The sequence below is a fragment of the Bacillus subtilis subsp. subtilis str. 168 genome (assembly GCF_000009045.1).
GTDB classification, from domain to species: Bacteria; Bacillota; Bacilli; order Bacillales; family Bacillaceae; genus Bacillus; species Bacillus subtilis.
Genome location: NC_000964.3, coordinates 4,180,381 through 4,205,546, shown reverse-complemented (window position 1 = coordinate 4,205,546; position 25,166 = coordinate 4,180,381). Strand labels below are relative to the sequence as shown.

The window sequence follows — 25,166 nt, the reverse complement described above, 5'->3', positions numbered from 1 at the left end:
CCATCTTTCAAACGAAGATGGTTTTTATTTTATATGCGCCCAGTGAGCCTTTGCAACGGGTTAAGGCGTTCTTGCCTCCACTCTGTCCGATCTGTTAAACTCAAACCTTCCGCTAGAACATTTGCCATATTCATGACCAAGTTGAGTCTAGTATTTTGCAATACAAAATATTCCATAAAACCGCTCACATTCACGATTCCGTTAATATGAAGATCTCCCACTTCAGGAAGGTCTTTTTGTACACCGGCTCCGGGCTTTAATGGCCCGTCCCCGATTTGAAATGAACCCACACTCTTAACGCGGCCTAAGCATGCATCGACTGCTATAACAAATGGGTTTTTATGTAATTTATGAATGTCATTGATTTTATCCTTCATGTTCACAGCATGGACGGGGTCAGATAAGGTTCCGTAGACATGGAATCTGGTGAGCTGCATCTGTTTGAGTTTCATTCCTACGAGCGGGCCTAATGAGTCACCGGTTGAACGGTCTGTTCCGATACAAACCACGACAATTGGTTTGCCAGCAGCTTTACGTAAGGATGAAGAAAGGATGGTTTGGATTTGTTTTGCCGCTGCAGCATCTGTATGTGAAACATATTGCTTTACTCGTTCCTGAGAAGAAAAAAGCCCGCCTTTTCGATTCATGGGTTTCACTTCCTTGTTATAGTAGGTAACAGAATTGCTATGGTGTGTGTAGTTATGTAAGGTTGTTTACAGTATATCCAGCAGTATGATTTTTTATGCTTTGTGTATGGCACCAGAGATTTTAAAAAAGTAGAGGGCATGATATGAATGGTTAGTGGGCGATTACAAGTATTGTCCCCCATTGCCTCGATCATGATCAAGCAATGGTCTGCTTATGAAACACTTGAATAGGTAGGAATGGTTAGAAAAAAGTGAAGAGTGAAGTTCACTTCTTCATTCCGCGGACAAACAAATAAATATCTCTTTTTAGACTGCCGTATTAGCAGTCTTTTTTATGTGTATTTCGTATGATAATTTCAGCTTGTGTTCAAATGTCTATGAAAATATGGCATGTTTGCTTTCCTTTATTTATATAGTAACAATAACGGGAACAAGCTGAACTTTGTCTATGAGGTGATAGTGTTGTGGAGAGCCGGAATGAAGTGGATGCTGCTCATATTAGGGAGCCTGATCGGGGCCGGATATGCGAGCGGTCAGGAGATATGGCAGTTTTTTGGGGCGGAAAGCGGACTTGCTATTGTGCTGTTTACAATTATGTTCATTTTCTCGTCTTATATTGTGATGAAAATCAGTTTTAAGGTTCAATCCACTCATTTTCTGCCGGTTCTGGAGCATTTAATGGGGCCATGGCTGGCGAAAATTTATGATGTCCTCATCATTTTTTATTTGTTTTCGACGACTATGGTGATGATTGCCGGAGGCGGTGTGACCCTGCAAATGTACAAGCTTCCTTTCTGGTGGGGAATCACGCTGATTTGCATCGTGACAGTGTGCTTGTTTTTGTGGGATGTGAAAGGAATATTATCTATAAATAGTATTTTGATTCCTGTGTTAGTAGCGGGGCTTTTATATGCGCTGATCTCCTTTCAGAGCACACATCACCATACGTGGACGATTGATTTGTCCCAGCAGTATAACTGGCCTGCGAGCATTACGTTTACCTCTTTAAACATCCTTTCAGTTGTTGCGATTTTATCCTCTGTTGGGAAAGAGATGAAAGGGCTCGGAGAAGCAAAAATCGCAAGTGTGGCAAGCGGTCTTATTTTTGGCGTGATCTCATTTGTTTATAATGAAACGTTGGTGGAGCTGGCGGGCTCCCTTTCTCAGTTTGAAATACCGCTGTTTGCCGTTCTGGAGGGTGCGCCTTATTTCCTTTTTTTATGTATGACGGCGGTGCTGTGCCTGGCGATTTACACGACGACGGTAGCTGGTTTGCTGGGTTTGTCCAGCCGGCTGATGGCGTTTATTCATATGCCGAGATGGATGATTGTGTTGATTTTGTTAGTGTTAATGGTACCTTTTACTTCTTTCGGATTTTCTGATTTGATCGCGTTCTTGTATCCGATATATGGGATGCTCAATTTGTATTTGTTAGTTTGTCTGCTCTTATATCCTATTTTGAGTAAATGGAAATAAGAGGATGTATTTCTTTTCGGGTATCTTGATTGCTCTTATGATCAGTTTTTTTGTACAATAGATACAGCAGTTTAGGAAAAGAGGTGAAGGGTCTTGGCGGATAAAGACTTTGGCCTGAATGATATCGTAGAAATGAAAAAACCGCATCCATGCGGAGCGAACAGCTGGAAAATTATACGCATGGGAATGGATATTCGAATTAAGTGTGAGGGATGCTCTCACAGTGTTATGATTCCGAGAAGAGAATTTGAAAGAAAACTAAAAAAAGTACTAGTCAAGCATGAGGAGCCTACTTCATAAATAGGCCGACACTCATGCTTTTTCATATAGAAGGTAAGGAGAAGACGGCGATGAGCAAAGTGCATCAGTCGGCATGTCCGCTGAATTGTTGGGACAGCTGCGGCTTTTTGGTGACTGTTGATGATGGAAAGGTAACAAAAGTGGACGGAGATCCAAACCATCCGATTACGGAAGGTAAAATCTGCGGCCGCGGCAGAATGCTTGAGACAAAAACAAATTCGCCTGATCGGCTTCGCTATCCAATGAAAAAACAAAATGGCGAGTTTGTGCGGATTTCTTGGGAGCAGGCACTTGATGAAATTGCCGATAAACTTCGGGAAATCAAGGAAACGTCGGAGACGACTGCTGTTTTGCACAGCCATGATTATGCGAATAACGGTCTGTTAAAAGCGCTTGATCAGCGTTTTTTTAATGGATATGGCGGCGTGACCGAAATCGTCGGAAGCATATGCTGGGGCTCCGGTATCGAGGCGCAAAGCTGGGATTTTGGCCGTTCGTACGGTCACGGACCGCTTGATATTTACAACAGCAAGCATGTTGTTGTGTGGGGAAGAAATGTATCAAGAACAAATATGCACTTATACCATCACTTGCAGCAGGTGAAAAAGAAGGGCGCCACGATTACGGTGATTGATCCGATCTTCAACCCGACTGCTAAGCTTGCCGACCGCTATATCTCTGTAAAGCCTGGAATGGACGGCTGGCTTGCGGCAGCCGTTTTGAAGGTTCTGATTGAGATGGGAAGAACGGATGAAACGTTTATTTCTGAGCATTCTGTCGGTTTTGATGATGTGAAAGAGCTTTTGAAGACCGTTTCTCTGGAAGAGTTTATTGTGAAAACAGAAACTTCTATGGAGGAGCTGGAGTATTTGGCAGGTTTGTATGCTGATGGTCCGGTGTCTACTTTTATGGGGCTTGGCATGCAGCGATATAAAAACGGCGGGGGAACGATTCGTTGGATTGATGCACTTGTGGCGGCAAGCGGAAATGTCGGAATTAAGGGCGGCGGCGCGAATTTCGGAAATGTCCAGATTGGTGAGAGCTTTGCAAAAACAAAGCTGACGCTGCCGGAATTAAAAACAACATCCCGTTCTTTTTCAATGATGACACAGGCTGAAGAAGTGTTGACCGCTGCTGATCCTGCGATTGAGATGATTATTGTGACGTGCGGAAATCCGCTGACTCAGGTGCCGAATACAAATAAGGTGAGACAAGCATTTGAAAAGGTTCCAATGACGGTCGCGATTGATTCCATTATGACGGATACCGCAGAGCTGTGTGATTATGTTTTGCCGACTGCCACTGTTTTTGAAGAAGAAGATATCTACTATTCCAGTATGTATCATCATTATGTTCAGTACGGGAAGAAGCTTGTGGAGCCGCAGGGTGAAGCGAAATCGGACAGCTGGATCTGGTCAGAGCTTGCAAAACGTCTTGGGTTTGGCGAGCTGTTTGAATACAGCACTCAAGAATTTTTAGAGATGGGGCTTTCTTCATTGGAAGCAGAGGATGTGACACTTGAGCGTTTAAAAGAAAAAGGCCACCTCCCTCTTCCAGTAAAACAGGTGCCGTGGGATGATTATCAGTTTTTGACGCCGAGTGGAAAATTTGAATTTACTTCGTCGCTAGCTGAGCAAAAAGGATTTAGCGGCTCGCTTCAATTAAATGTGCCCGAAGAATCTGTTTTCCATAATGAGGAGTTAGCTGGAAAGTACCCTTATACGCTCTTATCCATTCATCCGCAGCGTTCCAATCATTCACAGCATGTGCCGTTTATTGAAAAGCTTCAGCACGTTCAGGTCGATATTTCTCCAGATATAGCGGCTGGGCAGGATCTTCAGGATGGAGACGAAGTTGTCATCTTTAATGACCGCGGAAGCATGAAGGGCAAGGTGAAAGTGATGAAGCAGGCTCATGCGAAGACGATTAATATAGATGAAGGCATGTGGGCGGCTTTTGGAGGGTCAGTCAATGCACTGACAAATGATACAAATTCTGATAATGGAATGGGAAGTACGCTTTTTGACTGTTTAGTAGGCTTGAAAAAAGCATAATCAAAGGGATTGGCAAGCTGAAAATGCTTTTTTGTCAGCTTGTCTTTTCCAGTGAACCTCCTTATAATTGCTCTAGGTTCAAAATACGTTCATACAATGACGGTTTTATATAGAGGAGATGAAAGAATGGCTTTAACAGCTGGAATTGTTGGTTTGCCGAACGTCGGAAAATCAACACTATTTAACGCAATTACACAGGCCGGTGCCGAATCAGCCAACTACCCGTTCTGTACAATTGATCCGAACGTGGGAATTGTAGAGGTGCCGGATGATCGTCTGCAAAAGCTGACTGAGCTGGTCAACCCGAAGAAGACTGTGCCGACTGCTTTTGAATTCACTGATATTGCAGGGATTGTAAAGGGCGCATCTAAAGGAGAAGGACTCGGCAACAAGTTCCTATCTCATATTCGCCAAGTTGACGCGATTTGCCACGTTGTCCGTGCTTTTTCCGATGACAACATTACACACGTTTCCGGAAAGGTTGATCCGATTGATGACATTGAAACGATCAACCTTGAGCTGATCCTCGCTGATATGGAAACAGTTGAAAAGCGGATTACACGCGTCAGCAAGCTTGCGAAGCAAAAAGATAAAGACGCTGTATTTGAGTTTGAGATTTTATCTAAACTGAAAGAAGCGTTTGAGAGTGAAAAGCCTGCTCGATCTGTAGAATTCACTGAAGAGCAGCAAAAGCTTGTGAAGCAGCTCCATTTACTGACTTCGAAGCCTATTTTGTACGTGGCCAACGTAAGTGAAGATGAAGTTGCTGATCCATCTGGCAATGAAAATGTAGCGAAGATTCGCGAGTACGCTGCCGGCGAAAACGCAGAAGTTATCGTTGTGTGTGCAAAAATCGAATCTGAAATCGCTGAGCTTGAAGGCGAAGAAAAGCAAATGTTCTTGGAAGAGCTGGGCATTCAAGAATCAGGTCTTGATCAGCTGATCAAAGCGTCTTACTCTCTTCTCGGCCTCGCAACATATTTCACAGCCGGAGAACAGGAAGTCAGAGCTTGGACATTCAAAAAAGGCATGAAAGCCCCTGAGTGTGCAGGAATTATTCATAGTGACTTTGAGCGGGGCTTCATTCGTGCTGAGACAGTTGCTTATGAGGATCTTCTTGCGGGCGGCGGTATGGCAGGAGCTAAAGAGGCAGGAAAAGTCCGCCTTGAAGGGAAAGAATATGTGGTCCAAGACGGAGATGTTATTCATTTCCGATTTAATGTATAGGATGCAGTTGTAAAGGGACAAGAGCTTTGGTATAATATAAAATTGTGAGTAATAGAATTATTGCTCCTTGCCCATTATGGGCCGCTTAGTCCAAAAGGAGGTGCAAACAGATGAGAAAGTACGAAGTTATGTACATTATCCGCCCAAACATTGACGAAGAGTCTAAAAAAGCAGTTATCGAGCGTTTCAACAACGTTCTGACTTCTAACGGTGCGGAGATCACTGGAACAAAGGATTGGGGTAAACGTCGTCTTGCTTACGAAATCAACGATTTCCGCGACGGTTTCTACCAAATCGTAAACGTTCAATCTGACGCTGCGGCAGTTCAAGAATTTGACCGTCTAGCTAAGATCAGTGACGATATCATTCGCCACATTGTTGTTAAAGAAGAAGAATAAGCAATTTTGAAATATATAATGGTAAAAGGTGGTCTTTCTTATGCTTAACCGAGTTGTATTAGTCGGAAGACTGACAAAAGACCCAGAGCTTCGTTATACGCCAAACGGTGCGGCTGTTGCTACGTTTACTCTTGCTGTGAATCGTACATTTACGAACCAGTCCGGAGAACGTGAGGCCGATTTCATTAATTGTGTCACTTGGAGAAGACAAGCCGAAAACGTTGCAAACTTCTTGAAAAAAGGAAGCCTTGCAGGCGTAGATGGCCGTTTACAAACAAGAAACTATGAAAACCAGCAAGGACAGCGTGTCTTCGTGACAGAGGTCCAAGCTGAAAGTGTTCAATTTCTTGAGCCGAAAAACGGCGGCGGTTCTGGTTCAGGTGGATACAACGAAGGAAACAGCGGCGGAGGCCAGTACTTTGGCGGAGGCCAAAATGATAATCCATTTGGGGGAAATCAAAACAACCAGAGACGCAATCAGGGGAACAGCTTTAATGATGACCCATTTGCCAACGACGGCAAACCGATTGACATCTCGGATGATGATCTTCCATTCTAATGTGATTATCGCCTAAAATGAAAAAGAAAGGAGGGAAATGACAATGGCAGGAGGACGCAGAGGCGGTCGTGCGAAACGCCGTAAAGTGTGTTATTTCACTTCTAACGGTATCACGCACATCGACTACAAAGATGTAGATCTTCTTAAAAAGTTTGTTTCTGAGCGCGGTAAAATTTTACCACGTCGTGTAACTGGAACAAACGCTAAATACCAACGTAAATTGACTGCAGCGATCAAACGCGCACGTCAAATGGCTTTACTTCCATACGTAAGCGGTGAGTAAGCTGATATGTAAAGAGCAAGGACCTTCGGGTTCTTGCTCTTTTTTATAGGGGGGAGGATGAAACATGAAGTTGATTTCATGGAATGTAAACGGCCTGCGGGCTGTGATGAGAAAAATGGATTTCCTCTCTTATTTGAAAGAAGAGGATGCAGATATTATATGTCTTCAGGAAACGAAGATACAGGACGGCCAGGTTGATCTCCAGCCTGAAGACTATCATGTGTACTGGAATTATGCAGTGAAAAAAGGATATTCCGGCACAGCTGTTTTTTCTAAGCAAGAACCGCTGCAGGTCATCTACGGTATCGGAGTAGAAGAGCATGACCAAGAAGGCAGAGTGATTACGCTGGAATTTGAAAACGTGTTTGTGATGACTGTTTACACGCCCAATTCCAGAAGGGGATTAGAGCGGATTGATTACCGCATGCAATGGGAAGAGGCTTTACTGTCTTATATTCTTGAATTGGATCAGAAAAAACCAGTGATTTTATGCGGTGATTTGAATGTAGCCCATCAGGAGATTGACTTGAAAAATCCAAAGGCGAACCGGAATAACGCTGGATTTTCAGATCAAGAAAGAGAGGCATTCACTCGTTTCTTAGAAGCTGGCTTTGTTGATTCTTTTCGTCATGTTTATCCTGATCTTGAAGGCGCTTATTCCTGGTGGTCGTATCGTGCCGGCGCCCGGGACAGAAATATTGGATGGCGGATTGATTATTTTGTTGTTTCTGAAAGCCTTAAGGAACAGATTGAAGATGCCAGCATATCAGCGGACGTCATGGGTTCCGACCATTGTCCTGTTGAACTTATCATCAATATATGATGAGATAGCAGTAAGGATTTTACACTTACTGCTTTTTTTATATGAAAAGGAGAAAGAGATGGCAAATATAAAAGAGATCGCAAGACTGGCAAATGTATCTGTTTCGACTGTCTCGCGTGTATTGAATCATCATCCGTATGTATCTGAAGAAAAGAGAAAGCTTGTTCATCAAGTCATGAAGGAATTGGATTATACACCAAATCGAACCGCAATCGATCTCATTCGCGGGAAAACCCATACGGTCGGTGTGATTCTGCCTTATAGCGATCATCCCTGCTTTGATAAAATCGTTAACGGAATCACCAAGGCGGCTTTTCAGCATGAGTATGCAACGACCCTTCTCCCCACCAATTATAACCCCGATATTGAAATCAAATATTTAGAGCTGTTAAGAACGAAGAAAATAGACGGTCTCATCATTACTTCCCGCGCCAATCATTGGGACAGCATTTTAGCTTATCAGGAATATGGGCCGGTCATCGCTTGTGAGGATACCGGAGACATTGATGTCCCTTGTGCTTTTAATGACAGAAAAACTGCTTATGCAGAGAGCTTTCGCTATTTAAAGAGCCGCGGGCATGAGAATATTGCTTTTACGTGTGTCAGAGAAGCTGATAGGAGCCCGAGCACGGCTGATAAAGCTGCGGCCTATAAAGCTGTCTGCGGAAGGTTGGAAGACCGCCATATGCTGTCCGGATGCAACGATATGAATGATGGTGAGCTGGCAGCTGAACATTTTTATATGAGCGGGCGGGTTCCGACTGCTATTTATGCAAATAGTGATGAAGTGGCAGCTGGAATTCATCTATTTGCCAAAAAGAATAATTGGGATGTTGAAATCATAGGCGAGGGAAATACTTCTATCAGCCGTGTTCTTGGTTTTCCGTCGCTTGATTTGAATCTTGAGCAGCTCGGCATCGCAGCATTTTCTCTATTTTTGCAGGATGAACCCGCTGATATCAAAATTCAGCATAAATTTAAGAAAAAAGCTTGAACTGAAATGCATTTCATACCTTATAACTTCATTGAAGGCGAAGGAGGAGGAAGAAATGCAGATTGAACATACAGCGGTCTGGGTCAATGATTTAGAGCGAATGAAGTCTTTTTATGAATCGTATTTTAATGGCGAAGCGAATGATTTGTATCATAATGAGAAAAAAGATTTTAAGTCTTATTTTATTACGTTTGATTCCGGAGCAAGGCTGGAAATTATGAAAAAAGGGAATGTGACCGATCCGCCCTCACAAACAATGACAGGCTGGGCACATATTGCCTTTTCCGTTGGGAGCCGGGAGAAAGTTGACGAACTGACTGATCGATTGAAGGCGGATGGTTTCGCAGTAGTAAACGGCCCGAGGACAACAGGAGACGGCTACTATGAAAGCGTGATTGAGGATGATGAAGGAAATTTGATCGAGATTACAATCTGACATCTGGAGTGACTTAAATGCTGAGGACAGAAAAAGAAAAAATGGCAGCCGGAGAATTATACAATTCGGAAGATCAACAACTATTACTAGAACGCAAGCATGCGAGACAGCTGATTAGACAATACAACGAAACACCGGAAGATGATGCAGTGCGGACGAAGCTTTTGAAGGAGCTGCTCGGTTCGGTTGGGGATCAAGTCACGATTTTGCCGACATTCCGCTGTGATTATGGCTATCACATTCATATCGGAGATCATACATTTGTTAATTTTGACTGTGTCATTTTAGATGTGTGTGAGGTGCGTATCGGCTGTCATTGTTTGATTGCGCCAGGTGTACATATCTACACGGCCGGTCATCCTCTTGATCCGATCGAAAGGAAATCCGGGAAGGAGTTCGGTAAGCCTGTGACAATTGGAGATCAAGTTTGGATTGGAGGCCGGGCGGTGATTAACCCGGGAGTGACAATCGGTGATAACGCAGTGATTGCTTCTGGATCTGTTGTCACTAAGGATGTACCCGCTAATACTGTTGTAGGCGGAAACCCCGCAAGGATTTTGAAGCAATTGTAATGAGATCAGTGCGGCAGATCCGCACTGACTTTTTTAAATCTGTTTTGCATTCGTATTAGGACCGAAGAAGATTAACAGCAAGGAGCATGCGAGCCAACAGCCCCCAATAAATAAGAAGACGCTGATATAGCCGAGCTGAACGGCAATAAATCCGACAAGCAATGAGCCAAAAATGTTTGAAAAACGGCCAAGACCATAGGCTAAACCGCTGCCAGACGAGCGGTATTCAGTCGGATAAGGTTCAGATGTATAGGCGTATAAGTTCGAGGTAAAGACCCGTTCTGTGATATTCACGATAAAACCAAATACAATGATCATGATGGGAATAAAAGTCATACCATATAAGAGCCCGGCGATGGCCGTCAGAAACGCACTCGCAGCTAAAATCCATTTTCTTTGAAATCTTTCGGAAATCATGGAGCCGAGCAGTGCGCCAAGTGGAGCGCCGACGGAATGCAATACGTTATACCATAATGTATTTTCCATGGTTACGCCATTGCTTTTTAGCAGGCTTGGAACCCATGAAGCAAATCCGTAAAACCCAAACGTTTCAAAAATCCATACAGCAGATAATACGATGGTAATTTTGAGGTTTCTGCCTTTCAATAAGCCTGCGTAACCTGCATTCTGCTTAACAGTTTCGCTTACTTTAGGCTGGGATGCTGCCGGAAGCGGGCCTTTCTCCTTTTCAACCTGTTCTTCAATTCGGGTGAGGATCGCATCGGCTTTCGCATATTCCCCGCGATTTTCGTGCCAGCGAGGTGACTCTTCCAGACGGTGGATGAAGAAAAAATAAATAAGGCCGACGGCACCCCATACAAATACTAGCCTCCATCCCCATGAACCAAGAGGAATGACAAAGGCAGACACAATGTTGGTGATCGGAACCCCAATCAATCCAATCATGGCACAAAAAGAAATATATTTTCCACGTACACTTGAAGGGAAAAATTCCGCCAAATAGCTATTCGTAATGACCATGGCGGCTGCAACGCCAAATCCGGTGAGGAAACGGAATGTCATTAAAGATGGAATGTCCCATGCCGCAGCATTGCATAGCGATGCGATTGAGAAAACAAAGACAAATAGATTTAAGGCTTTTTTGCGGCCGATTCGATCGGACAGCCGTCCGCCCAGTGAAGCGCCTAAAAACATGCCTAAAAACGAAGCGGCCGTTACGTTAGCAATAGTTGAAAGCGGGATGCCCCAATGCTCGATCAGTGCCGGCGCTACGTTGCTGAGGGTAAATAAATCTGCGAGATCAAAGAAATAAACAATGCCGAGAGCGGTTAACACTTGGAAATGAACGCGTGAAATCGGAAGGCGGTCTAAACGATTCGCTGCGTTTGAGAAAGGATGTGTATTCTTTTGTTTGAAGATCGTATTCATAAAAAACCCCCTTTTGAGTAGTAGAAAAGACTGAAAATTCCCCTCTTGGGACTATTATAAGTATCTTGGTTCATTGGCAACAGAGTTCAAATCACTAGATGGAAGAACTAAATTCACACTTTATATTTTAATTTTGCTTAAAAGATTTCCAAAACAGTAGATTCATAGACCAATTTATGCAAATATATAGTAATATTCTCATTGAAAGGAAGAGACATAGAAGGAATGAATTCATTTATCCGTCCTATAGAAGGAAACAATACGTTGTGGAGATATTTTTTCGCTTTTTTGGTGATGGTAGGGTTATATGTATTAGGGAATATAGCTTACCTTTTCGCTATATTGTTCACGGTTATTGTGAATCCCAATATCACGTTTGATTTGGATGAAGCTGTGCTGAGTGATCCCCTCGTAGATCTTTATTTGTCCCATGTGATTTATTTATTCGCCATTCCGGGAGTTTGGCTGGCTGTGCGCTTTATTTTGAAGCGGCCTTTCCGAACGGTGATAACACCAAATTCAAAGATGAATTGGCGGAGAATTTCCTTTGGTTTTATTGCTTATTTCTTGCTAATGATCGCCGTACAATTGATTGATTTTGTGATTCATCCTGATAGCTATTCAATGCAAGAGTTTAATGCATCACGATTTATCTGGCTGCTAGCGGCTGCCCTCATTTTGGTTCCGATTCAGACATCAGCTGAGGAACTATTTTTCAGGGGATTTTTGCTTCAAGCTTTCGGGAGATTGACGAAAAATCCTCTATTTTTGACACTGATTGTCGGAGGATTGTTTGGCGTATTGCATTTTGCGAATCCAGAAATGAACAATGGCGCTGTCTGGGCAGGAATTGAGTACTTAACATTTGGGTTTGTGTGGACGTATTACACGATTAAAACTGGGAGCATCGAAATATCACTTGGCGCCCATGCCGCGAATAATATGTTTTTGTGTATGTTTATTACAGAAAAAAACAGTGTGTATGGAGGAATTCCTTCTCTGTTTACCGTTACGCGGGGGAACCCGATGTGGGAGGCTTTCTTTACGATAGCGGTCAACCTTGTGTTTGCGGGGATCGCTTTATGGTACCATAAGAAATCAAAAAGTAAGCAGCAAGGGTCTTAATCCCTGCTGCTTATTAATGTGTGGATCGCTTCTTCAATATTTGTTGTCGGTTGCTGGCAGGCGAAGTTTTCACAAATATAAACGGTTGTTTTGCCGTCTATGATGCGGTAGTCTGCTGCAAATGGCGCAATGTCTTTGCATTGCTCGGGCTGCTCTGCCACCAGAATGGAGTCGTTGGGCTTAAAGGCTTTTTGAAGCTCCGCTATAATTTGTTTTCTGGCTGGATCGTCTGCGCTGCCAAAAATCACGATTTCTTTTTTAGGCATCAGATGCCTTAACACACTTTGCATAAAGAAAGCATGGCCGCTCGGATACGCTTCTATGTCTGGCTTGAACACGGAAAACATTGTTTCCGCTTTTTCGATCAGTGATAAGTCGCCTGTGACTTGCCCGAGACGCAGCAGCTGAACAGCTGCCACACTGTTTCCTGAAGGCACGGCGCCGTCGTACACTTCTTTTTCCCGTACGATTAAGGCTTCTGCATCGTGTCCGGTGAAGTAGAATCCGCCATGCTCCTCATCCCAAAATAAGCTGATCATATCGTCTGTCAGTTTCTTCGCTTTTTGTAAATAAGAAAGATCAAACGAAGCTTCATAGAGATCCAGATAAGCCCATAGGAGAAAAGCGTAATCGTCGATAAAGCCTTTGTTTTTCACTTCGCCATCACGATATCGGACCATCACACGGCCGTCGATGATTAATTTGTTTTCAATAAATGTGATGGCGTCTTTCGCTAGGCTGAGATATTTCGGCTCCTGGTATACCTTTGCCGCTTTCGCAAGACCCGCGATCATCAGCGCGTTCCATGAGGTAAGCACTTTATCATCGACATGCGGATAGGTTCTTTCCTCGCGTGTCTTCAAGAGCTGCTGTCTTGCGTCTTCGAGTTTGAGACTGAGCTCTTTTTCGGTTAACCCGGCATCCTCTTTGATTTGTTCTCGCTTTGTGTGAATGAGGTTAGGAATATTTTTGCCTTCAAAGTTTCCTTCTTCAGTGATGTCATACACTTGGCAATACAGCGTTCCGAGATCGTCCCCGAGCGTTTTTAGAATCTCTTCCTTTGACCACACGTAGTACTTTCCTTCTTCTCCTTCTGTGTCCGCGTCCAAAGCCGAGAAAAAGCTTCCGTCTTCATGAGTCATTTCCCTCTGAATGAACGTAATGATCTGCTCACAAATCTCTTTATAGCGGCTGTTTTGCGTGACCTGATAGGCTTCTGTATAAGCGGTCAGCAGCAGCGCATTGTCGTACAGCATTTTTTCAAAGTGGGGAACGAGCCACTCGTCATCGGTCGAATAGCGGGCGAACCCATAGCCGATATGATCGTAAATGCCGCCATTCGCCATGCTGTCCAATGTTTTCGTCACGTTGTATAGAGCGTTCTCCTGCCCTGTATTGTGATCATAACGTAGCAAATACATCAGCATATGAGGCATTGGAAATTTCGGTGCCTGCCCGAAACCGCCGTAGATCGTGTCAAACCCGCTGGCAAGCTGCTGGAATGTCCGGTGAATCGCTGATTCGCTAAGGCCCTCACCAGTTTTTGCAGCTGTTTTGGTCTGCAAATGTTTAGCGGCGTTCTCCGCAATATCCTCGACATGCTCGCGGTCGTTCGCAAACGTCTCAGACAGATGCTCAAGCACATCAACAAAACCGGGACGATTGAATTTGCTCGTCTTTGGAAAATATGTACCCGCGTAAAACGGCTTTTGATCAGGCGTGATAAACACATTCAGCGGCCAGCCGCCCTGCCCGGTCATCAGCTGGCAGATTCTCATATAAACAGAATCCACATCAGGCCGCTCTTCCCGGTCGACTTTAATCGCCACAAACCGTTCATTGAGAAGACGCGCGATTTCTTCGTCTTCAAAGCTTTCGTGGGCCATCACGTGGCACCAATGACAAGTCGAATAACCGATGCTGACCAGAACCGGCTTGTTTTCGCGTTTTGCTTTTTCAAAAGCTTCTTCTCCCCACGGGAACCAGTCCACAGGGTTGTGGGCGTGTTGGAGTAAATATGGTGATTTCTCATTGATTAATCTATTGGGTTTACTTTTGTTTGGCATGGGATCACCTTCTTCCTATAATTAGTGTATATTTAACTTAACACATTTTCTCAAAAATACTCCCTATTTCTTTATATAGCTGACTGTTCTTTAGTATTGTACTTAGGAATACGTATTACCCCCGAAGCGGTTAAAACGCCTAATATAACTAGCACAGCCCCAATAACTTGAAATACCTTTATTGGTGTTCCAACGGCAAATGAAATAATCATCGTTACAACGGGAACAAGGTTGAAAAATAAAGATGTTTTACTAGCTCCAATCTCTTTAATCCCCTGATTCCACCATAGGTAACCCAAAACACTTGTAAAAAAAGCCATAAAAGCAATTGCCCCCCAAACTCCAATCGGGATGTTCGATAAAGAAACAGGTTTGGATGTAAATAAGGAAACTACTATTAAACTAACAGCACCAATAACCATCGTATAAGTGGTTGTAGATAGCGGTGTACCATCCTTTACAAACCGACGTCCAAGTACGCCATAAAGTGCCCAACAAACGTTACCTGTAAAGATTATTAAGTCTCCTCCTGAAATTGATAAGGTTTTAATGGTTTCGATAGAACCTTGTGTAATGACTAACAATACACCGATGAATGCAAAGAATATGCCGAGTACTTGTTTTTTTGTCATGTTGTCCTTTAAGATAATTCGAGCGAGAATTGCTGTTAATAAAGGATTCAGCCCCATTATTAATGCTCCGTTAACGGGAGATGTATATTTTAAACCAACAAAAAACAAGGCATTAAATCCAAAGATTCCTATAATTCCAAGAACAATGTATGAAACGGCGTTTTTCCGTAATTGACTCTTCTTTATACCTTCAGTAAAAATCAAAATGATGAGCATCACTGCAGCCGCTAAACCGAAACGCCATGCCGCAGAAGACGATGGAGAAAAATATCCAACTGTATATTTTGCAAGATTAAAAGTAGCTCCCGTGAAAATAGAGAAGCCAAGTAACATTATGTATATATTTAAATGTTTCATTTGTTTTCCACTTCCTCTTTCAAAATTGAATAATATGTATCCAGTTTTCCTTTTGTAGTAGAAATCACTTCTTCCAGCTCCCTTTTTTTAATTTCCATTTTCTCTAAGTGCTTGGTTAAAATCTCAATACGTTTATTTATAGATGGGGAGAGTTGTGCCGATTTAACATCCGAATTGATTTTTTCCAAAATGCATCCGTCTTTGACAAACTCATTAATATCCTCCAAAGACATACCTGTTTCCTTTAAACTTTTCAGGAATAACATGAACTGAATATCAGTCTCCGTATAAAAACGCCTTCCACTGTTTTTTCGTTTTGGTGGTGGAAGTAACCCAATCTTTTCGTAATATCTTAATGTATACGAACTAATACTAGTCTTCTCAGCAGCTTTACTAATGGAATACAACAACATCATCCCTCTCATTTAATTAAAGTTAGTTTACAATTTAGAGTTAACTCTAAGTCAAGCAAATAAAAAAACCTGCTACCGCGTGGTTACGGATTACAGGTTTTAGAAAATGAATGAAATAAAAGGTAGACTGTATTGTTTGAACAAATAGTATTATCGTTTAAAATGGCTTCTGTTATCTTTTAATGGAGTTCCACACGATTTGATTATCCCAGGCCACCAATGACAAGTCGTCGAATAACCGATGCTGACCAGAACCGGCTTGTTTTCGCGTTTTGCTTTTGCAAATGCTTCTTCTCCCCACGGGAACCAGTCCACAGGGTTGTGGGCGTGTTGGAGTAAATAAGGAGACTTTTCAGCGATTAATCTATTGGGTTTACTTTTATTTGGCATGGGATCACCTTCTTCCTAAGTTGGTTATATTCAGGTTACCACAGTTATCCTAAACAAATACAATAACTGACTGCTTATCGATAATTGTGATGTGAAAATATAAACTAATGTTTCATTTTGCCACTTGAGATAAATGCGAATAACGTTTTTCCTTGTTTCGCAATCTGGTCAAATTTTTATAAAAAAAGTAAAAGTTTAATCCTTAGTCTATATATAATAAGATCATATCAATCAAATGTAGGGGGAGTTATTATGAAGTGCAATAAAATGAACAGGGTACAATTAAAAGAGGGAAGCGTATCAATGACCCTATAAACTGCGTCTGCCCTCATTAATGGAGGGGAAATTGTGAATACGTCTTATTCACAGTCAACTTTACGGCACAATCAAGTTTTGATTTGGCTTTGTGTTCTATCATTTTTCAGCGTATTAAATGAAATGGTTCTGAACGTCTCATTACCTGATATTGCCAACGAGTTTAATAAACTGCCAGCAAGTGCAAACTGGGTGAATACAGCCTTTATGTTAACCTTCTCCATTGGAACAGCTCTATATGGAAAGCTATCAGACCAGCTGGGCATCAAAAATCTGCTTCTATTTGGGATTATGGTAAATGGCTTAGGGTCGATCATTGGATTTGTTGGACACTCTTTCTTTCCTATTCTCATTCTAGCCCGATTTATTCAAGGAATTGGTGCAGCCGCATTCCCAGCTCTTGTGATGGTTGTCGTTGCGCGCTATATTCCAAAAGAGAACAGGGGGAAAGCATTTGGCCTGATCGGGTCCCTGGTAGCAATGGGAGAAGGTGTTGGGCCAGCTATTGGCGGAATGGTTGCTCATTATATCCATTGGTCGTATTTGCTGCTTATTCCAACTGCAACAATTATCACCGTTCCATTCCTTATAAAATTGTTGAAAAAGGAAGAGAGAATAAGAGGACACATTGATATGGCAGGGATTATATTGATGTCTGCAGGTATCGTATTTTTTATGCTGTTTACAACATCTTATAGATTTTCTTTTCTGATCATCAGTATCCTTGCTTTCTTCATATTTGTGCAACACATTAGGAAAGCTCAGGACCCTTTTGTTGACCCTGAATTAGGGAAAAACGTCTTTTTTGTGATTGGAACCCTTTGCGGAGGACTAATATTTGGTACAGTAGCAGGATTTGTCTCTATGGTTCCTTACATGATGAAAGATGTTCACCATTTAAGTACTGCAGCAATTGGAAGCGGCATTATTTTCCCCGGAACAATGAGTGTCATCATCTTTGGTTACATTGGGGGATTGCTTGTTGATCGGAAAGGTTCCTTGTATGTACTAACTATTGGAAGTGCATTGCTTTCTTCCGGCTTTTTAATCGCTGCCTTTTTTATAGATGCAGCACCATGGATCATGACAATTATAGTAATTTTTGTTTTTGGGGGGCTATCTTTCACAAAAACAGTTATATCTACAGTTGTGTCTAGCAGTTTGAAAGAAAAGGAAGCGGGCGCTGGAATGAGTTTGCTTAATTTCACGAGCTTTTTATCAGAGGGAACGGGTATTGCGATTGTAGGCGGTTTATTATCTATCGGCTTCCTAGATCATAGGCTGCTGCCTATTGACGTTGATCACTCTACCTATTTGTATAGCAATATGCTCATACTTTTTGCAGGAATCATTGTTATTTGTTGGCTAGTAATCTTGAATGTATATAAACGTTCGCGGAGACATGGCTAAATGAGTGAAAGGATCAATCTTGTGAAAGTAATTCAAGGTTGATCCTTTTTTGTAAAATGAATAAACATGGCATCAATAGCATGTTCTTTAGATTAGCCATCGTTAGCTATACCCAATAGATACGAGAACAGGCTTGTTTTCGCGTTTCGCTTTTTCATATGCTTCTTCTCCCCAAGGGAACCAGTCCACAGGGTTATGAGCATGTTGAAGTAAAATAAGTAGATTTCTCAGCGATTAATCTATTGGGTTTATTGTTAGTAGGCATTGGATCACCTTCTTTCGTTTTTTTATAAATACAAAACTTAGCCGATTACTTAAAAGAGGGAGAAGAAAATATACTATAATGCTTAATGATGTTAATTGAGGAGACATCGTCCTTTTCAATCCTCTTTTATTACAGAAAATTTGATATTGATAATTCCATAGTATATTAAGGGGAACCCATTATTTATGGATTCCCCTTTAGTTCAATAAGAAGGATTACTGTCGAGTGTTACTTTACAATGTTAGCCATTCCAATGATAAACGATTTGCACAACGCCAGAGGAAAATGTTCTTGTATTCACCATTTTTAAATTTATCCTCTGTTTTACATCAATAAACAACGGTTTTCCTTCTCCCAAAACAACAGGGTGAATAGATAATCTAAATTCATCAACAAGCCCCAAATTTATAAAAGTTGTAATGAGACTCGCTCCACCATATAGCCAGATGTCTTTACCAGGATTTTTCTTCAATTTATTTACTTCTTCAAGAATATTATCATTTATAAATATGGCTTGATTATCAATCTCATTTTGTGTTCTGGAAAAAACATATTTCTTTTTACTATGAACCAATTTCCAAAGTTCCTTTTCTGTATCAGGGTCTTCATTTTTTGGAATGTATTGTCCCCATAAATCGAAGCTTTTTCTACCATATAAAATAGTATCAATTTGATTTAAAAAATCAGTAAACCCCATATCAGGGTCCATAATACACCAATCAACTTCTCCATTTTTCCCTTCAATAAAACCATCTAAAGTAACTGCTAAATCTAAAATGATTCTTCTCTGTTTTAAGTTATTTGTCATAACTATTCATCCTTTTACATAAGAAGTTGGTTGAAATTCTTCTCCCACTCTCGCACCAGATGAACTAAGTTGCGTTTGTGGACAGAGTGAAGAACAGTATCCTAAAATGAAAGTGCCCACTACTCTTCGCAGCTTGATTAGCAGGAACACTCTTTATCTTCACTTGGTTAAATGAAAGCTCTGCTCGATTAAGTTATAGATTTCGCCTTCTGGATCTGTCCGTTCTAAAACAATTGAAATCCAATGTTCCTTATCCATATGATATCCGGGTAAGATATTTTCCCCGTTTCTTAAGCGATCACTTATTTCAGGGGGACATTTTAGATTTAGAATATCTATTTCGCCATGACCATCCAAGCCTAATTTTTCTGGGAGAACATTCATGATAAGACCGTACCATTTTTTGTTTGATGTATGTCTCAAAGAAGCATAGTTTGGGTATTTCTCCCACGGGTAATCAGGCGATGTACCGTATTTTTCTTTGACGTGTTTAAAGATATCTTCTCTTGTTAACATACTCAATCACTCCTTTATTCACTCTACTTTCTTCTTGAAAAAGTCAAAGAGCGATCCTTGGTTGTCCTTTGGATACTTCAATAGAGATGTCATCAATGGCAGAAGCTGTGTCAAAGCTTCCTCTCTCCACGGATACTAGTCAACAGGGTTGTGGGCGAGTTGAAGGAAGTATGATATTTCTCATTGAGTTTATTGTTAGTGGGCATAGGTTCATCTTCTTTTCTCTTGTTTCTATTCCTTTTTACTGTACCACAAGCCTCTGTTGAAATACCTCATTAAGATAGTGAAATATATAAGGTAATGGATGCCTTATCTAATGCTGTTCTCTTAAAGAGTACACTTTTGGAAGCTGTTGTTGAATAGTATCGAAACGAGTTTACTAAATATTATCTCGATTGGCGGAGATTGATATGATCATGAAAATGACTCATTTGAATATGAAAGATTTCAATAAACCAAACGAACCTTTCGTTGTTTTTGGGAGAATGATACCTGCTTTTGAAAACGGTGTTTGGACATATACTGAGGAACGATTTTCTAAACCTTATTTTAAACAATATGAAGATGATGACATGGATGTTAGTTATGTTGAAGAAGAGGGGAAAGCGGCTTTTTTATATTATCTTGAAAACAACTGCATTGGCCGGATTAAGATCCGTTCTAACTGGAATGGGTATGCACTAATAGAGGACATTGCCGTGGCAAAAGACTATAGAAAAAAAGGTGTTGGAACAGCATTATTACATAAAGCGATTGAGTGGGCAAAGGAGAATCATTTTTGTGGTCTTATGCTTGAAACCCAAGATATTAATATTTCAGCTTGTCATTTTTATGCCAAACATCACTTTATAATAGGTGCGGTTGATACGATGCTTTATTCCAACTTTCCAACAGCAAATGAAATTGCGATTTTTTGGTACTATAAATTTTAATTGATTATAAAACCTCAACAGTACCAGAGATAAAGAATTGACAACGAAACGGGGCTTGTTTTGCGTTTCGTTTTTTGGATCGAGAAGAGGTTTCTTAATAACCTCTTCTATTCTTTGATAAGAAATGTCTTTCCACAATAGGCATAAAAACGTGAAGGAGCATTCCTCCCAAACAAACCGTTAAAAGAGTTCCGATGCCGATAGGGCCTTTAAAGATGATGGCTAATACTAAGAAAAGAGCGTATACCAATGTCCTTGAAAACAATATTGTTCTTTTGGAGAGATCTCGGATAATAAGTGTTAAATGATCGATCGGTGTTGATGCGAATTTCGTCTGAAGATAGATGGCTGTTCCAAGACCGATGAGCACCAAACCAATTCCAAAACAAATCAGTTTGCTTAACAACGAGTTTAGATAGATGGTGTTTTTTACAACAAACAACCATAGGTCAATGCCTATTCCAGTAATGAATGCTGTAATCAAGCCCAGCAAAATAGGTTTTTTTCTCGTTAATATAGCGTTGCAGATTAAGAGGATCACAGAAATAAGGACCTCCCAGCTTCCTACGGTAAGACCGATTTTTTTTGACAGACCAACCAAAAGGGCATCGAAGGGTGATGTGCCCAGTCCTGATTGTATGGTTAAGGAAATGCCCAAACTTAATATGAGTATGCCTATTCCGTAATACATATATTTCATGTTATATTCCGCGATATTTCTTTTGTCATCAAGACGTGAGGGATGCCGTCCTCCATAAATTCCTGTGAAGAAATCTGGTAGCCCAGTTTTTGATAAAAGCCTGCCGCTTGTGTTTGACCATGCAGCTTATATGAAGTCAGTCCTTTTTCTTTCATGATTTCCTCTAACCCGCTTACGATGATCTTCCCCAATCCGTACTTACGGTAAGGTTTTAGGATGCAGATTCTTTCCAGCTTTGCTGTATGGCCAACGATGCGCGCGCGTCCGGTGCCGACAGGCTGATTCTCATGATATACCAAGATATGCTGGCATTGTTCCTGAAGCGTATCAAATTCATCGAACTCATCGGCTTCAGACACATGTTGCTCCTCAATGAAAACGCCTCTTCTAATCTTTAAAGCTTCATGTAAATCAGCTTCAGTTGTTATTCTTTTTATATTCATTATGAATCAATCCTTTTCTGATATTAGTCTGGACTGTACAGCACGCATGTGGTCTTATAATAGTAAGGTTAAAACATTTTTGTTGTAATTGCAACAAAAATACGTGAGGGGTTTTAGGAATGAATGATATTTTGCGTGAGATCGGCATGATAGCAAGAGCGTTGGATTCCATAAGCAACATCGAATTTAAAGATTTAGACTTAACAAGAGGGCAGTATCTCTATCTCGTGCGTATATACGAAAATCCGGGAATTATTCAAGAAAAATTGGCGGAAATGATAAAAGTGGACCGGACAACGGCCGCGCGGGCCATTAAGAAGCTGGAAATGCAGGGATTTATTCAAAAACTGCCGGATGAGCAAAATAAAAAAATAAAAAAACTGTTCCCGACTGAGAAAGGGAAAAAGGTATATCCATTGTTAAGAAGAGAAGGAGAACATTCCACGGAAGTGGCCTTGTCCGGTTTTACTTCAGAGGAAAAGGAAACCATTTCTGCACTCCTTCATAGAGTGAGGAAGAATATAGAACGTGATTGGGAATATGTGAAGAAGGGGAACAAAAGGGATTATTAATGGACAACGTTAACAAGTTGAGCTGATGCTGGCGAAAATCGGCGTTTCCTCTCAAGAATCCAGTCAGCTCGAGCGTGGGTGAAAATAGTCCGTTCACTTCTGTTTTCTTTAAAACTATCAAAAAATTTCCACAGGAGATGGTTTGCGTGAATTTGAGACAACTATCAGAACATGTCTTTCAATGTGAATTTGAGCTTGATGTGCCTCTTCGTATTCCGGTTCATACCTGGTTTATCAAAGATGGTGATGATGTTTATATTGTTGATACGGGAATAGAACGTTTTGCTGATGCTCAAATTAGGGCAGCGTTAGCGATCGGCAATCCAAAAGCCATTTTGCTTACCCATGGCCACAGTGATCATATCGGGGGTGCATCAAAATGGTTAGAGAGATTTGATATTCCGATTTTTGCGCACCAGAAAGAACTAAAGTACATCAATGGGGAAGAGCCATATCCGAACAAAAATGAAGTGGAGAACACAGGGGTAGCCCATATTGTACAGCCGCTGACGGAGCAAACGCTTGCTCATCTGCCTCTGAAATACTATTTAACACCTGGCCATTCGCCGGGGCATGTTGTGTATTATCATAAAATCGATCGTACGCTATTGACGGGCGACCTTTTTATCACAAGTAAGGAGGATTTACACCCACCTATAAGAAGATTCAGTGTTGATATAAATGAGAACATCGACAGCGGCTCAATCATAGATCAAATCAAACCAACGCTCATTTGCTCTTCACATGGCGAAGAAATCCTTTATAACGAAGAATTGTATAAAAACTATGTGGTAAGGTATAGGGATTAATGGAAGTGAAAAACATAAGCTGAAAAATCTCCAGCATGGTGAAGCCCTCGATCCGATTTACTCACACCCAAAAAGAAAAAATGGCAGCTGCCTGCCGCAGAGGCTTTTGCGGAGCTTGTTTTACATTCGATTCATGAGCAAAAGGAGTGAGTGTCAGGCTCACTCCTTTTCTATTTAAATTGCGGCTGTGAGCTTTGGTTTTACAAATTTCATGAAAACTCCTCTGACTAATGGGCCCATAATCAGTAATTGCAACGGATAGGCCAGGATGAAATTTTTCAACACAATCATAAGATAAGCACTGAAGAGGCTGTCCCCGTTCAGCCCATTTGCTAGAACCGCTGTCACTAAACCGAACACAGACATACAAAGTACCATGCCAATCACCATACAAGTTGACATGGCAAGGATGACATAAATTTTTTTAGTCTTGTCGAACGGCATGCGGAATGCAATCTTCTTGGCGAGGGGGCCCACTAACAGTAAATCTAACAGGAGGGCGATCATAAAACCGATGACCATTTCAAAAACGGTCATCAGTGAAAAATCGTAGATGGCTCGGTTGATGATGGCATTGTAAATCGACATGACGCAAACCATTCCAAAGCACATCATCACGCCAAATATAAGGCCTTCTTTTTTATTTGCTGGCATACAATCATTCCTTCTCTCCATAATCGGTGATTAGTATACCAATGAACCGTTCATGCTCATAAGTGACAAATTTGTGAACAATCTATAGCGCAGAATCGTCTTGTTTTGTCATCAGCACATGCGGAATGCCGTCCAGCATAAATTCTTCTGATGCAGTCCGATAGCCGAGCTTTTCATAAAAGCCTGCCGCCTGTGTCTGGCCGTGCAGTTTGAAGGCAGAAATGCCTTGTTCTTTTACAATACGTTCTAATGCATCGACGATCACTTTTCCCAAACCGAATTTGCGGTAAGACTTCAGAATGCAGATTCGTTCCAGTTTCCCCGTGTGGCCAACGATACGGACACGTGCAGTGCCAACAGGTACATTCTGATGATAAGCCAGGATGTGCTGGCAGTCACCGTGGAGTGTATCGAACTCATCGAATTCATCCGAAATGGGACAGCCTTGTTCCTCTACAAATACTGCCTTTCTGATTTCAAACGCTGTATGTAAATCCTGTTCTGACGTGATTTTTTTGACATTCATGCTTGAATCCTTCCTACTCAGAAAAATGGCTGATCACATATTGTTTAAAGGTCTCAGCAACCGGTGATAAAAACCTGCCTTTTATCCAGGCAATTCCTATGACACGCTGACATTCCGGCCAGCTGACGCGGATTTTGGTGATTTTGCTTTGGTCTAAGCCTTTCAGGTCTGGGAGAATAGATATGCCCAGACCGGCTGCCACAAAACCTGCGGCAGTAGTTGCTTCTTCTCCTTCAAACATAATGTTCGGCTGTATATTGGCCTTCTCAAACAGCTCATCGACCGTCATCCGAAGCGCATAGCCCTTTTTCAATAAAATAAAACGCTCCCCGGCAATCTCATTCAGGGTAATGCTTTCGCGACTGGCTAATGGGTGATCATTTGGCACAAATACAAAGAGTTCTTCACTCCACAGCTTGATCCATTGGATCGGATTTTCAGGCTTAATCGAAGCGAGGAGACAGAGGTCCAGATCTCCGGATTTTAATCGTTCAAGCAGCCAATAAGAGTGGTTTTGCTTCAGCTGGAAGGAAATGTTGGGGTATTCCTGCTGAAAGGAGCCGATGAGATCGGGCACGAGCGTGGTGCCTAATGTATGTAAAAAACCGAGAGAGACTACGCCTTGGTCTGGCTTTAATAAGGCTTGGATTTCTTCTTTTCCTTCGGTATACTCCTTCATCATCGCCTGAACCCGTCGTAAAAAAATGTGTCCGTATTGATTTAAGCTGATGGATCGTCCTTGCCTGTCAAATAGCGGGACGCCCAAATGATTTTCCAGCCTGGCGATAGAGCGTGAAAGTGCAGGCTGTGTGATGGAGAGGCTTTTTGCGGCTTTCGTGACGTGCTGCATCCGGGCCAGTGTTTGAAAATATTCAAGTTGTTCCCATTCCAATTATCATCTCTCCTTATTACATATAAGCATGAAAAGGATATTTTATATGCATTATACAACATATATCAACGGTGCTAAGATAATAATATAAACAGACTCGAGGATGTTTGAATTCGTAAGAAATAAAGGATGATTGTTTATGAATGGCAGTGCTCCACAACATGATGAGGGACCGATAAAGTC

Annotated in this window: 30 protein-coding genes; 17 read left to right on the top strand and 13 right to left on the bottom strand. The window is 41.7% G+C overall.

Annotated elements, in window-relative coordinates; translation table 11 throughout:
* Nucleotides 1-29: 29 nt before the first annotated feature.
* Nucleotides 30-647, bottom strand: coding sequence for a spore-specific protease (gene sprC, locus BSU_40950; RefSeq protein NP_391975.1), 618 nt, complete (start codon nucleotides 645-647; stop codon nucleotides 30-32).
* Between the two features lie 459 nt (nucleotides 648-1,106).
* Between sprC and yyaD the strand changes: the two genes are divergently transcribed.
* The 11 genes from yyaD (at nucleotide 1,107) to maa (ending at nucleotide 9,769) form a co-directional block, all read left to right on the top strand.
* Nucleotides 1,107-2,123 (top strand): putative transporter, encoded by a 1,017-nt coding sequence (gene yyaD / locus BSU_40940; protein ID NP_391974.1) that lies wholly within the window; start codon nucleotides 1,107-1,109, stop codon nucleotides 2,121-2,123.
* A 93-nt stretch (nucleotides 2,124-2,216) separates the two neighbouring features.
* Nucleotides 2,217-2,423 (top strand): putative nucleic acid binding protein, encoded by a 207-nt coding sequence (yyzM, locus tag BSU_40939; protein YP_003097803.1) that lies wholly within the window; start codon nucleotides 2,217-2,219, stop codon nucleotides 2,421-2,423.
* 50 nt (nucleotides 2,424-2,473) lie between these two features.
* Nucleotides 2,474-4,477, top strand: coding sequence for a putative oxidoreductase (molybdoenzyme) (gene yyaE / locus BSU_40930; RefSeq protein ID NP_391973.1), 2,004 nt, complete (start codon nucleotides 2,474-2,476; stop codon nucleotides 4,475-4,477).
* 126 nt (nucleotides 4,478-4,603) lie between these two features.
* On the top strand, nucleotides 4,604-5,704 hold the full coding sequence (gene engD, locus BSU_40920; RefSeq protein ID NP_391972.1) for a potassium-dependent informational ATPase interacting with 70S ribosome; ROS stress regulator: 1,101 nt from the start codon (nucleotides 4,604-4,606) through the stop codon (nucleotides 5,702-5,704).
* Nucleotides 5,705-5,814: 110 nt separating this feature from the next.
* A complete protein-coding gene (rpsF, locus tag BSU_40910) occupies nucleotides 5,815-6,102 on the top strand; it encodes a ribosomal protein S6 (BS9) (protein ID NP_391971.1) in 288 nt (95 codons plus the stop codon).
* A 40-nt stretch (nucleotides 6,103-6,142) separates the two neighbouring features.
* Complete coding sequence (gene ssbA / locus BSU_40900) at nucleotides 6,143-6,661, top strand: single-strand DNA-binding protein (protein ID NP_391970.1); 519 nt, start codon at nucleotides 6,143-6,145, stop codon at nucleotides 6,659-6,661.
* A gap of 43 nt (nucleotides 6,662-6,704) precedes the next feature.
* On the top strand, nucleotides 6,705-6,944 hold the full coding sequence (rpsR, locus tag BSU_40890) for a ribosomal protein S18 (RefSeq protein NP_391969.2): 240 nt from the start codon (nucleotides 6,705-6,707) through the stop codon (nucleotides 6,942-6,944).
* 64 nt (nucleotides 6,945-7,008) lie between these two features.
* On the top strand, nucleotides 7,009-7,767 hold the full coding sequence (exoA, locus tag BSU_40880) for an apurinic/apyrimidinic endonuclease (protein ID NP_391968.1): 759 nt from the start codon (nucleotides 7,009-7,011) through the stop codon (nucleotides 7,765-7,767).
* 58 nt (nucleotides 7,768-7,825) lie between these two features.
* A complete protein-coding gene (ccpB, locus tag BSU_40870; protein ID NP_391967.1) occupies nucleotides 7,826-8,761 on the top strand; it encodes a transcriptional repressor of carbon supply (LacI family) in 936 nt (311 codons plus the stop codon).
* 55 nt (nucleotides 8,762-8,816) lie between these two features.
* Entirely contained in the window at nucleotides 8,817-9,197 is a 381-nt protein-coding gene (gene yyaH / locus BSU_40860; protein ID NP_391966.1) for a putative C-S lyase, read from the top strand.
* 17 nt (nucleotides 9,198-9,214) lie between these two features.
* Nucleotides 9,215-9,769: a maltose O-acetyltransferase gene (gene maa, locus BSU_40850; RefSeq protein ID NP_391965.1), complete on the top strand. Its 555-nt coding sequence runs from the start codon at nucleotides 9,215-9,217 to the stop codon at nucleotides 9,767-9,769.
* Nucleotides 9,770-9,802: 33 nt separating this feature from the next.
* On the opposite strand, the gene yyaJ is transcribed toward maa, so the two are convergent.
* Complete coding sequence (gene yyaJ / locus BSU_40840; RefSeq protein ID NP_391964.2) at nucleotides 9,803-11,158, bottom strand: putative transporter; 1,356 nt, start codon at nucleotides 11,156-11,158, stop codon at nucleotides 9,803-9,805.
* Nucleotides 11,159-11,383: 225 nt separating this feature from the next.
* Between yyaJ and yyaK the strand changes: the two genes are divergently transcribed.
* Nucleotides 11,384-12,283 carry a putative integral inner membrane protease gene (gene yyaK, locus BSU_40830; protein ID NP_391963.1) on the top strand — a complete coding sequence of 300 codons (900 nt, stop codon included), beginning with the start codon at nucleotides 11,384-11,386 and terminating at the stop codon, nucleotides 12,281-12,283.
* Here yyaK and yyaL read toward each other — a convergent pair.
* From yyaL to yyaO, 4 genes are all read right to left on the bottom strand, one after another.
* Nucleotides 12,280-14,349 carry a hypothetical protein gene (gene yyaL, locus BSU_40820; protein NP_391962.1) on the bottom strand — a complete coding sequence of 690 codons (2,070 nt, stop codon included), beginning with the start codon at nucleotides 14,347-14,349 and terminating at the stop codon, nucleotides 12,280-12,282. The genes yyaK and yyaL overlap by 4 nt on opposite strands.
* Before the next feature lie 71 nt (nucleotides 14,350-14,420).
* Nucleotides 14,421-15,338, bottom strand: a complete 918-nt coding sequence (gene yyaM, locus BSU_40810; protein NP_391961.1) for a putative efflux transporter — start codon at nucleotides 15,336-15,338, stop codon at nucleotides 14,421-14,423.
* Nucleotides 15,335-15,751, bottom strand: a complete 417-nt coding sequence (gene yyaN / locus BSU_40800; RefSeq protein ID NP_391960.1) for a putative transcriptional regulator (MerR family) — start codon at nucleotides 15,749-15,751, stop codon at nucleotides 15,335-15,337. Before yyaN ends, yyaM begins: the two co-directional genes overlap by 4 nt.
* A 150-nt stretch (nucleotides 15,752-15,901) precedes the next feature.
* Nucleotides 15,902-16,141 carry a hypothetical protein gene (gene yyaO, locus BSU_40790; RefSeq protein ID NP_391959.1) on the bottom strand — a complete coding sequence of 80 codons (240 nt, stop codon included), beginning with the start codon at nucleotides 16,139-16,141 and terminating at the stop codon, nucleotides 15,902-15,904.
* A 252-nt stretch (nucleotides 16,142-16,393) separates the two neighbouring features.
* On the opposite strand from yyaO, the gene tetL reads away from it, so the two are divergent.
* Entirely contained in the window at nucleotides 16,394-16,456 is a 63-nt protein-coding gene (tetL, locus tag BSU_40780; protein NP_391958.1) for a tetracycline resistance leader peptide, read from the top strand.
* A gap of 33 nt (nucleotides 16,457-16,489) precedes the next feature.
* Complete coding sequence (gene tetB / locus BSU_40770) at nucleotides 16,490-17,866, top strand: multifunctional tetracycline-metal/H+ antiporter and Na+(K+)/H+ antiporter (protein NP_391957.1); 1,377 nt, start codon at nucleotides 16,490-16,492, stop codon at nucleotides 17,864-17,866.
* Nucleotides 17,867-18,372: 506 nt separating this feature from the next.
* Here tetB and yyaP read toward each other — a convergent pair.
* Both yyaP and yyaQ read right to left on the bottom strand, forming a co-directional pair.
* Nucleotides 18,373-18,939, bottom strand: a complete 567-nt coding sequence (gene yyaP, locus BSU_40760) for a putative oxidoreductase (RefSeq protein NP_391956.1) — start codon at nucleotides 18,937-18,939, stop codon at nucleotides 18,373-18,375.
* Nucleotides 18,940-19,098: 159 nt separating this feature from the next.
* Nucleotides 19,099-19,455, bottom strand: a complete 357-nt coding sequence (gene yyaQ, locus BSU_40750; RefSeq protein ID NP_391955.1) for a hypothetical protein — start codon at nucleotides 19,453-19,455, stop codon at nucleotides 19,099-19,101.
* 410 nt (nucleotides 19,456-19,865) lie between these two features.
* On the opposite strand from yyaQ, the gene yyaR reads away from it, so the two are divergent.
* A complete protein-coding gene (gene yyaR, locus BSU_40740; protein ID NP_391954.1) occupies nucleotides 19,866-20,387 on the top strand; it encodes a putative acetyl-transferase in 522 nt (173 codons plus the stop codon).
* Between the two features lie 94 nt (nucleotides 20,388-20,481).
* Here yyaR and yyaS read toward each other — a convergent pair whose 3' ends face one another.
* Together yyaS and yyaT are read right to left on the bottom strand one after the other, a co-directional pair.
* A complete protein-coding gene (gene yyaS, locus BSU_40730) occupies nucleotides 20,482-21,087 on the bottom strand; it encodes a putative integral inner membrane protein (RefSeq protein ID NP_391953.1) in 606 nt (201 codons plus the stop codon).
* Complete coding sequence (gene yyaT, locus BSU_40720) at nucleotides 21,084-21,530, bottom strand: putative acetyltransferase (polyamine degradation) (RefSeq protein NP_391952.1); 447 nt, start codon at nucleotides 21,528-21,530, stop codon at nucleotides 21,084-21,086. Before yyaT ends, yyaS begins: the two co-directional genes overlap by 4 nt.
* 119 nt (nucleotides 21,531-21,649) lie before the next feature.
* Between yyaT and yybA the strand changes: the two genes are divergently transcribed.
* Both yybA and yybB read left to right on the top strand, forming a co-directional pair.
* On the top strand, nucleotides 21,650-22,102 hold the full coding sequence (gene yybA / locus BSU_40710) for a transcriptional regulator (MarR family, polyamine export and degradation) (RefSeq protein ID NP_391951.1): 453 nt from the start codon (nucleotides 21,650-21,652) through the stop codon (nucleotides 22,100-22,102).
* A gap of 146 nt (nucleotides 22,103-22,248) precedes the next feature.
* Entirely contained in the window at nucleotides 22,249-22,911 is a 663-nt protein-coding gene (gene yybB, locus BSU_40700; RefSeq protein ID NP_391950.1) for a putative hydrolase, read from the top strand.
* Nucleotides 22,912-23,085: 174 nt separating this feature from the next.
* Here yybB and yybC read toward each other — a convergent pair whose 3' ends face one another.
* The 3 genes from yybC to yybE form a co-directional block, all read right to left on the bottom strand.
* Nucleotides 23,086-23,565 (bottom strand): putative integral membrane protein, encoded by a 480-nt coding sequence (gene yybC / locus BSU_40690; protein NP_391949.1) that lies wholly within the window; start codon nucleotides 23,563-23,565, stop codon nucleotides 23,086-23,088.
* Nucleotides 23,566-23,647: 82 nt separating this feature from the next.
* The gene (gene yybD, locus BSU_40680) at nucleotides 23,648-24,091 is read right to left on the bottom strand and encodes a putative acetyltransferase (protein NP_391948.1); all 444 of its coding nucleotides are present in this window, start codon (nucleotides 24,089-24,091) and stop codon (nucleotides 23,648-23,650) included.
* Nucleotides 24,092-24,104: 13 nt separating this feature from the next.
* Complete coding sequence (gene yybE, locus BSU_40670) at nucleotides 24,105-24,983, bottom strand: putative transcriptional regulator (LysR family) (RefSeq protein NP_391947.2); 879 nt, start codon at nucleotides 24,981-24,983, stop codon at nucleotides 24,105-24,107.
* Nucleotides 24,984-25,166: the final 183 nt, after the last annotated feature.

What these genes read in the sequence shown, in the direction of transcription:
- yyaO (NP_391959.1), bottom strand. Translation starts at nt 16,141, where the DNA reads ATGCCAAATAAAAGTAAACCCAATAGATTAATCGCTGAAAAGTCTCCT.
- ccpB (NP_391967.1), top strand. Translation starts at nt 7,826, where the DNA reads ATGGCAAATATAAAAGAGATCGCAAGACTGGCAAATGTATCTGTTTCG.
- exoA (NP_391968.1), top strand. Translation starts at nt 7,009, where the DNA reads ATGAAGTTGATTTCATGGAATGTAAACGGCCTGCGGGCTGTGATGAGA.
- yyaS (NP_391953.1), bottom strand. Translation starts at nt 21,087, where the DNA reads ATGAAATATATGTATTACGGAATAGGCATACTCATATTAAGTTTGGGC.
- yyaJ (NP_391964.2), bottom strand. Translation starts at nt 11,158, where the DNA reads ATGAATACGATCTTCAAACAAAAGAATACACATCCTTTCTCAAACGCA.
- yyaQ (NP_391955.1), bottom strand. Translation starts at nt 19,455, where the DNA reads ATGTTAACAAGAGAAGATATCTTTAAACACGTCAAAGAAAAATACGGT.
- yyaN (NP_391960.1), bottom strand. Translation starts at nt 15,751, where the DNA reads ATGTTGTTGTATTCCATTAGTAAAGCTGCTGAGAAGACTAGTATTAGT.
- ssbA (NP_391970.1), top strand. Translation starts at nt 6,143, where the DNA reads ATGCTTAACCGAGTTGTATTAGTCGGAAGACTGACAAAAGACCCAGAG.
- yyaP (NP_391956.1), bottom strand. Translation starts at nt 18,939, where the DNA reads ATGACAAATAACTTAAAACAGAGAAGAATCATTTTAGATTTAGCAGTT.
- engD (NP_391972.1), top strand. Translation starts at nt 4,604, where the DNA reads ATGGCTTTAACAGCTGGAATTGTTGGTTTGCCGAACGTCGGAAAATCA.
- yybA (NP_391951.1), top strand. Translation starts at nt 21,650, where the DNA reads ATGAATGATATTTTGCGTGAGATCGGCATGATAGCAAGAGCGTTGGAT.
- sprC (NP_391975.1), bottom strand. Translation starts at nt 647, where the DNA reads ATGAATCGAAAAGGCGGGCTTTTTTCTTCTCAGGAACGAGTAAAGCAA.
- yyaM (NP_391961.1), bottom strand. Translation starts at nt 15,338, where the DNA reads ATGAAACATTTAAATATATACATAATGTTACTTGGCTTCTCTATTTTC.
- yyaH (NP_391966.1), top strand. Translation starts at nt 8,817, where the DNA reads ATGCAGATTGAACATACAGCGGTCTGGGTCAATGATTTAGAGCGAATG.
- yybC (NP_391949.1), bottom strand. Translation starts at nt 23,565, where the DNA reads ATGCCAGCAAATAAAAAAGAAGGCCTTATATTTGGCGTGATGATGTGC.
- yyaT (NP_391952.1), bottom strand. Translation starts at nt 21,530, where the DNA reads ATGAATATAAAAAGAATAACAACTGAAGCTGATTTACATGAAGCTTTA.
- yyaL (NP_391962.1), bottom strand. Translation starts at nt 14,349, where the DNA reads ATGCCAAACAAAAGTAAACCCAATAGATTAATCAATGAGAAATCACCA.
- yybD (NP_391948.1), bottom strand. Translation starts at nt 24,091, where the DNA reads ATGAATGTCAAAAAAATCACGTCAGAACAGGATTTACATACAGCGTTT.
- maa (NP_391965.1), top strand. Translation starts at nt 9,215, where the DNA reads ATGCTGAGGACAGAAAAAGAAAAAATGGCAGCCGGAGAATTATACAAT.
- yyaR (NP_391954.1), top strand. Translation starts at nt 19,866, where the DNA reads ATGATCATGAAAATGACTCATTTGAATATGAAAGATTTCAATAAACCA.
- yyaK (NP_391963.1), top strand. Translation starts at nt 11,384, where the DNA reads ATGAATTCATTTATCCGTCCTATAGAAGGAAACAATACGTTGTGGAGA.
- yyaE (NP_391973.1), top strand. Translation starts at nt 2,474, where the DNA reads ATGAGCAAAGTGCATCAGTCGGCATGTCCGCTGAATTGTTGGGACAGC.
- rpsF (NP_391971.1), top strand. Translation starts at nt 5,815, where the DNA reads ATGAGAAAGTACGAAGTTATGTACATTATCCGCCCAAACATTGACGAA.
- rpsR (NP_391969.2), top strand. Translation starts at nt 6,705, where the DNA reads ATGGCAGGAGGACGCAGAGGCGGTCGTGCGAAACGCCGTAAAGTGTGT.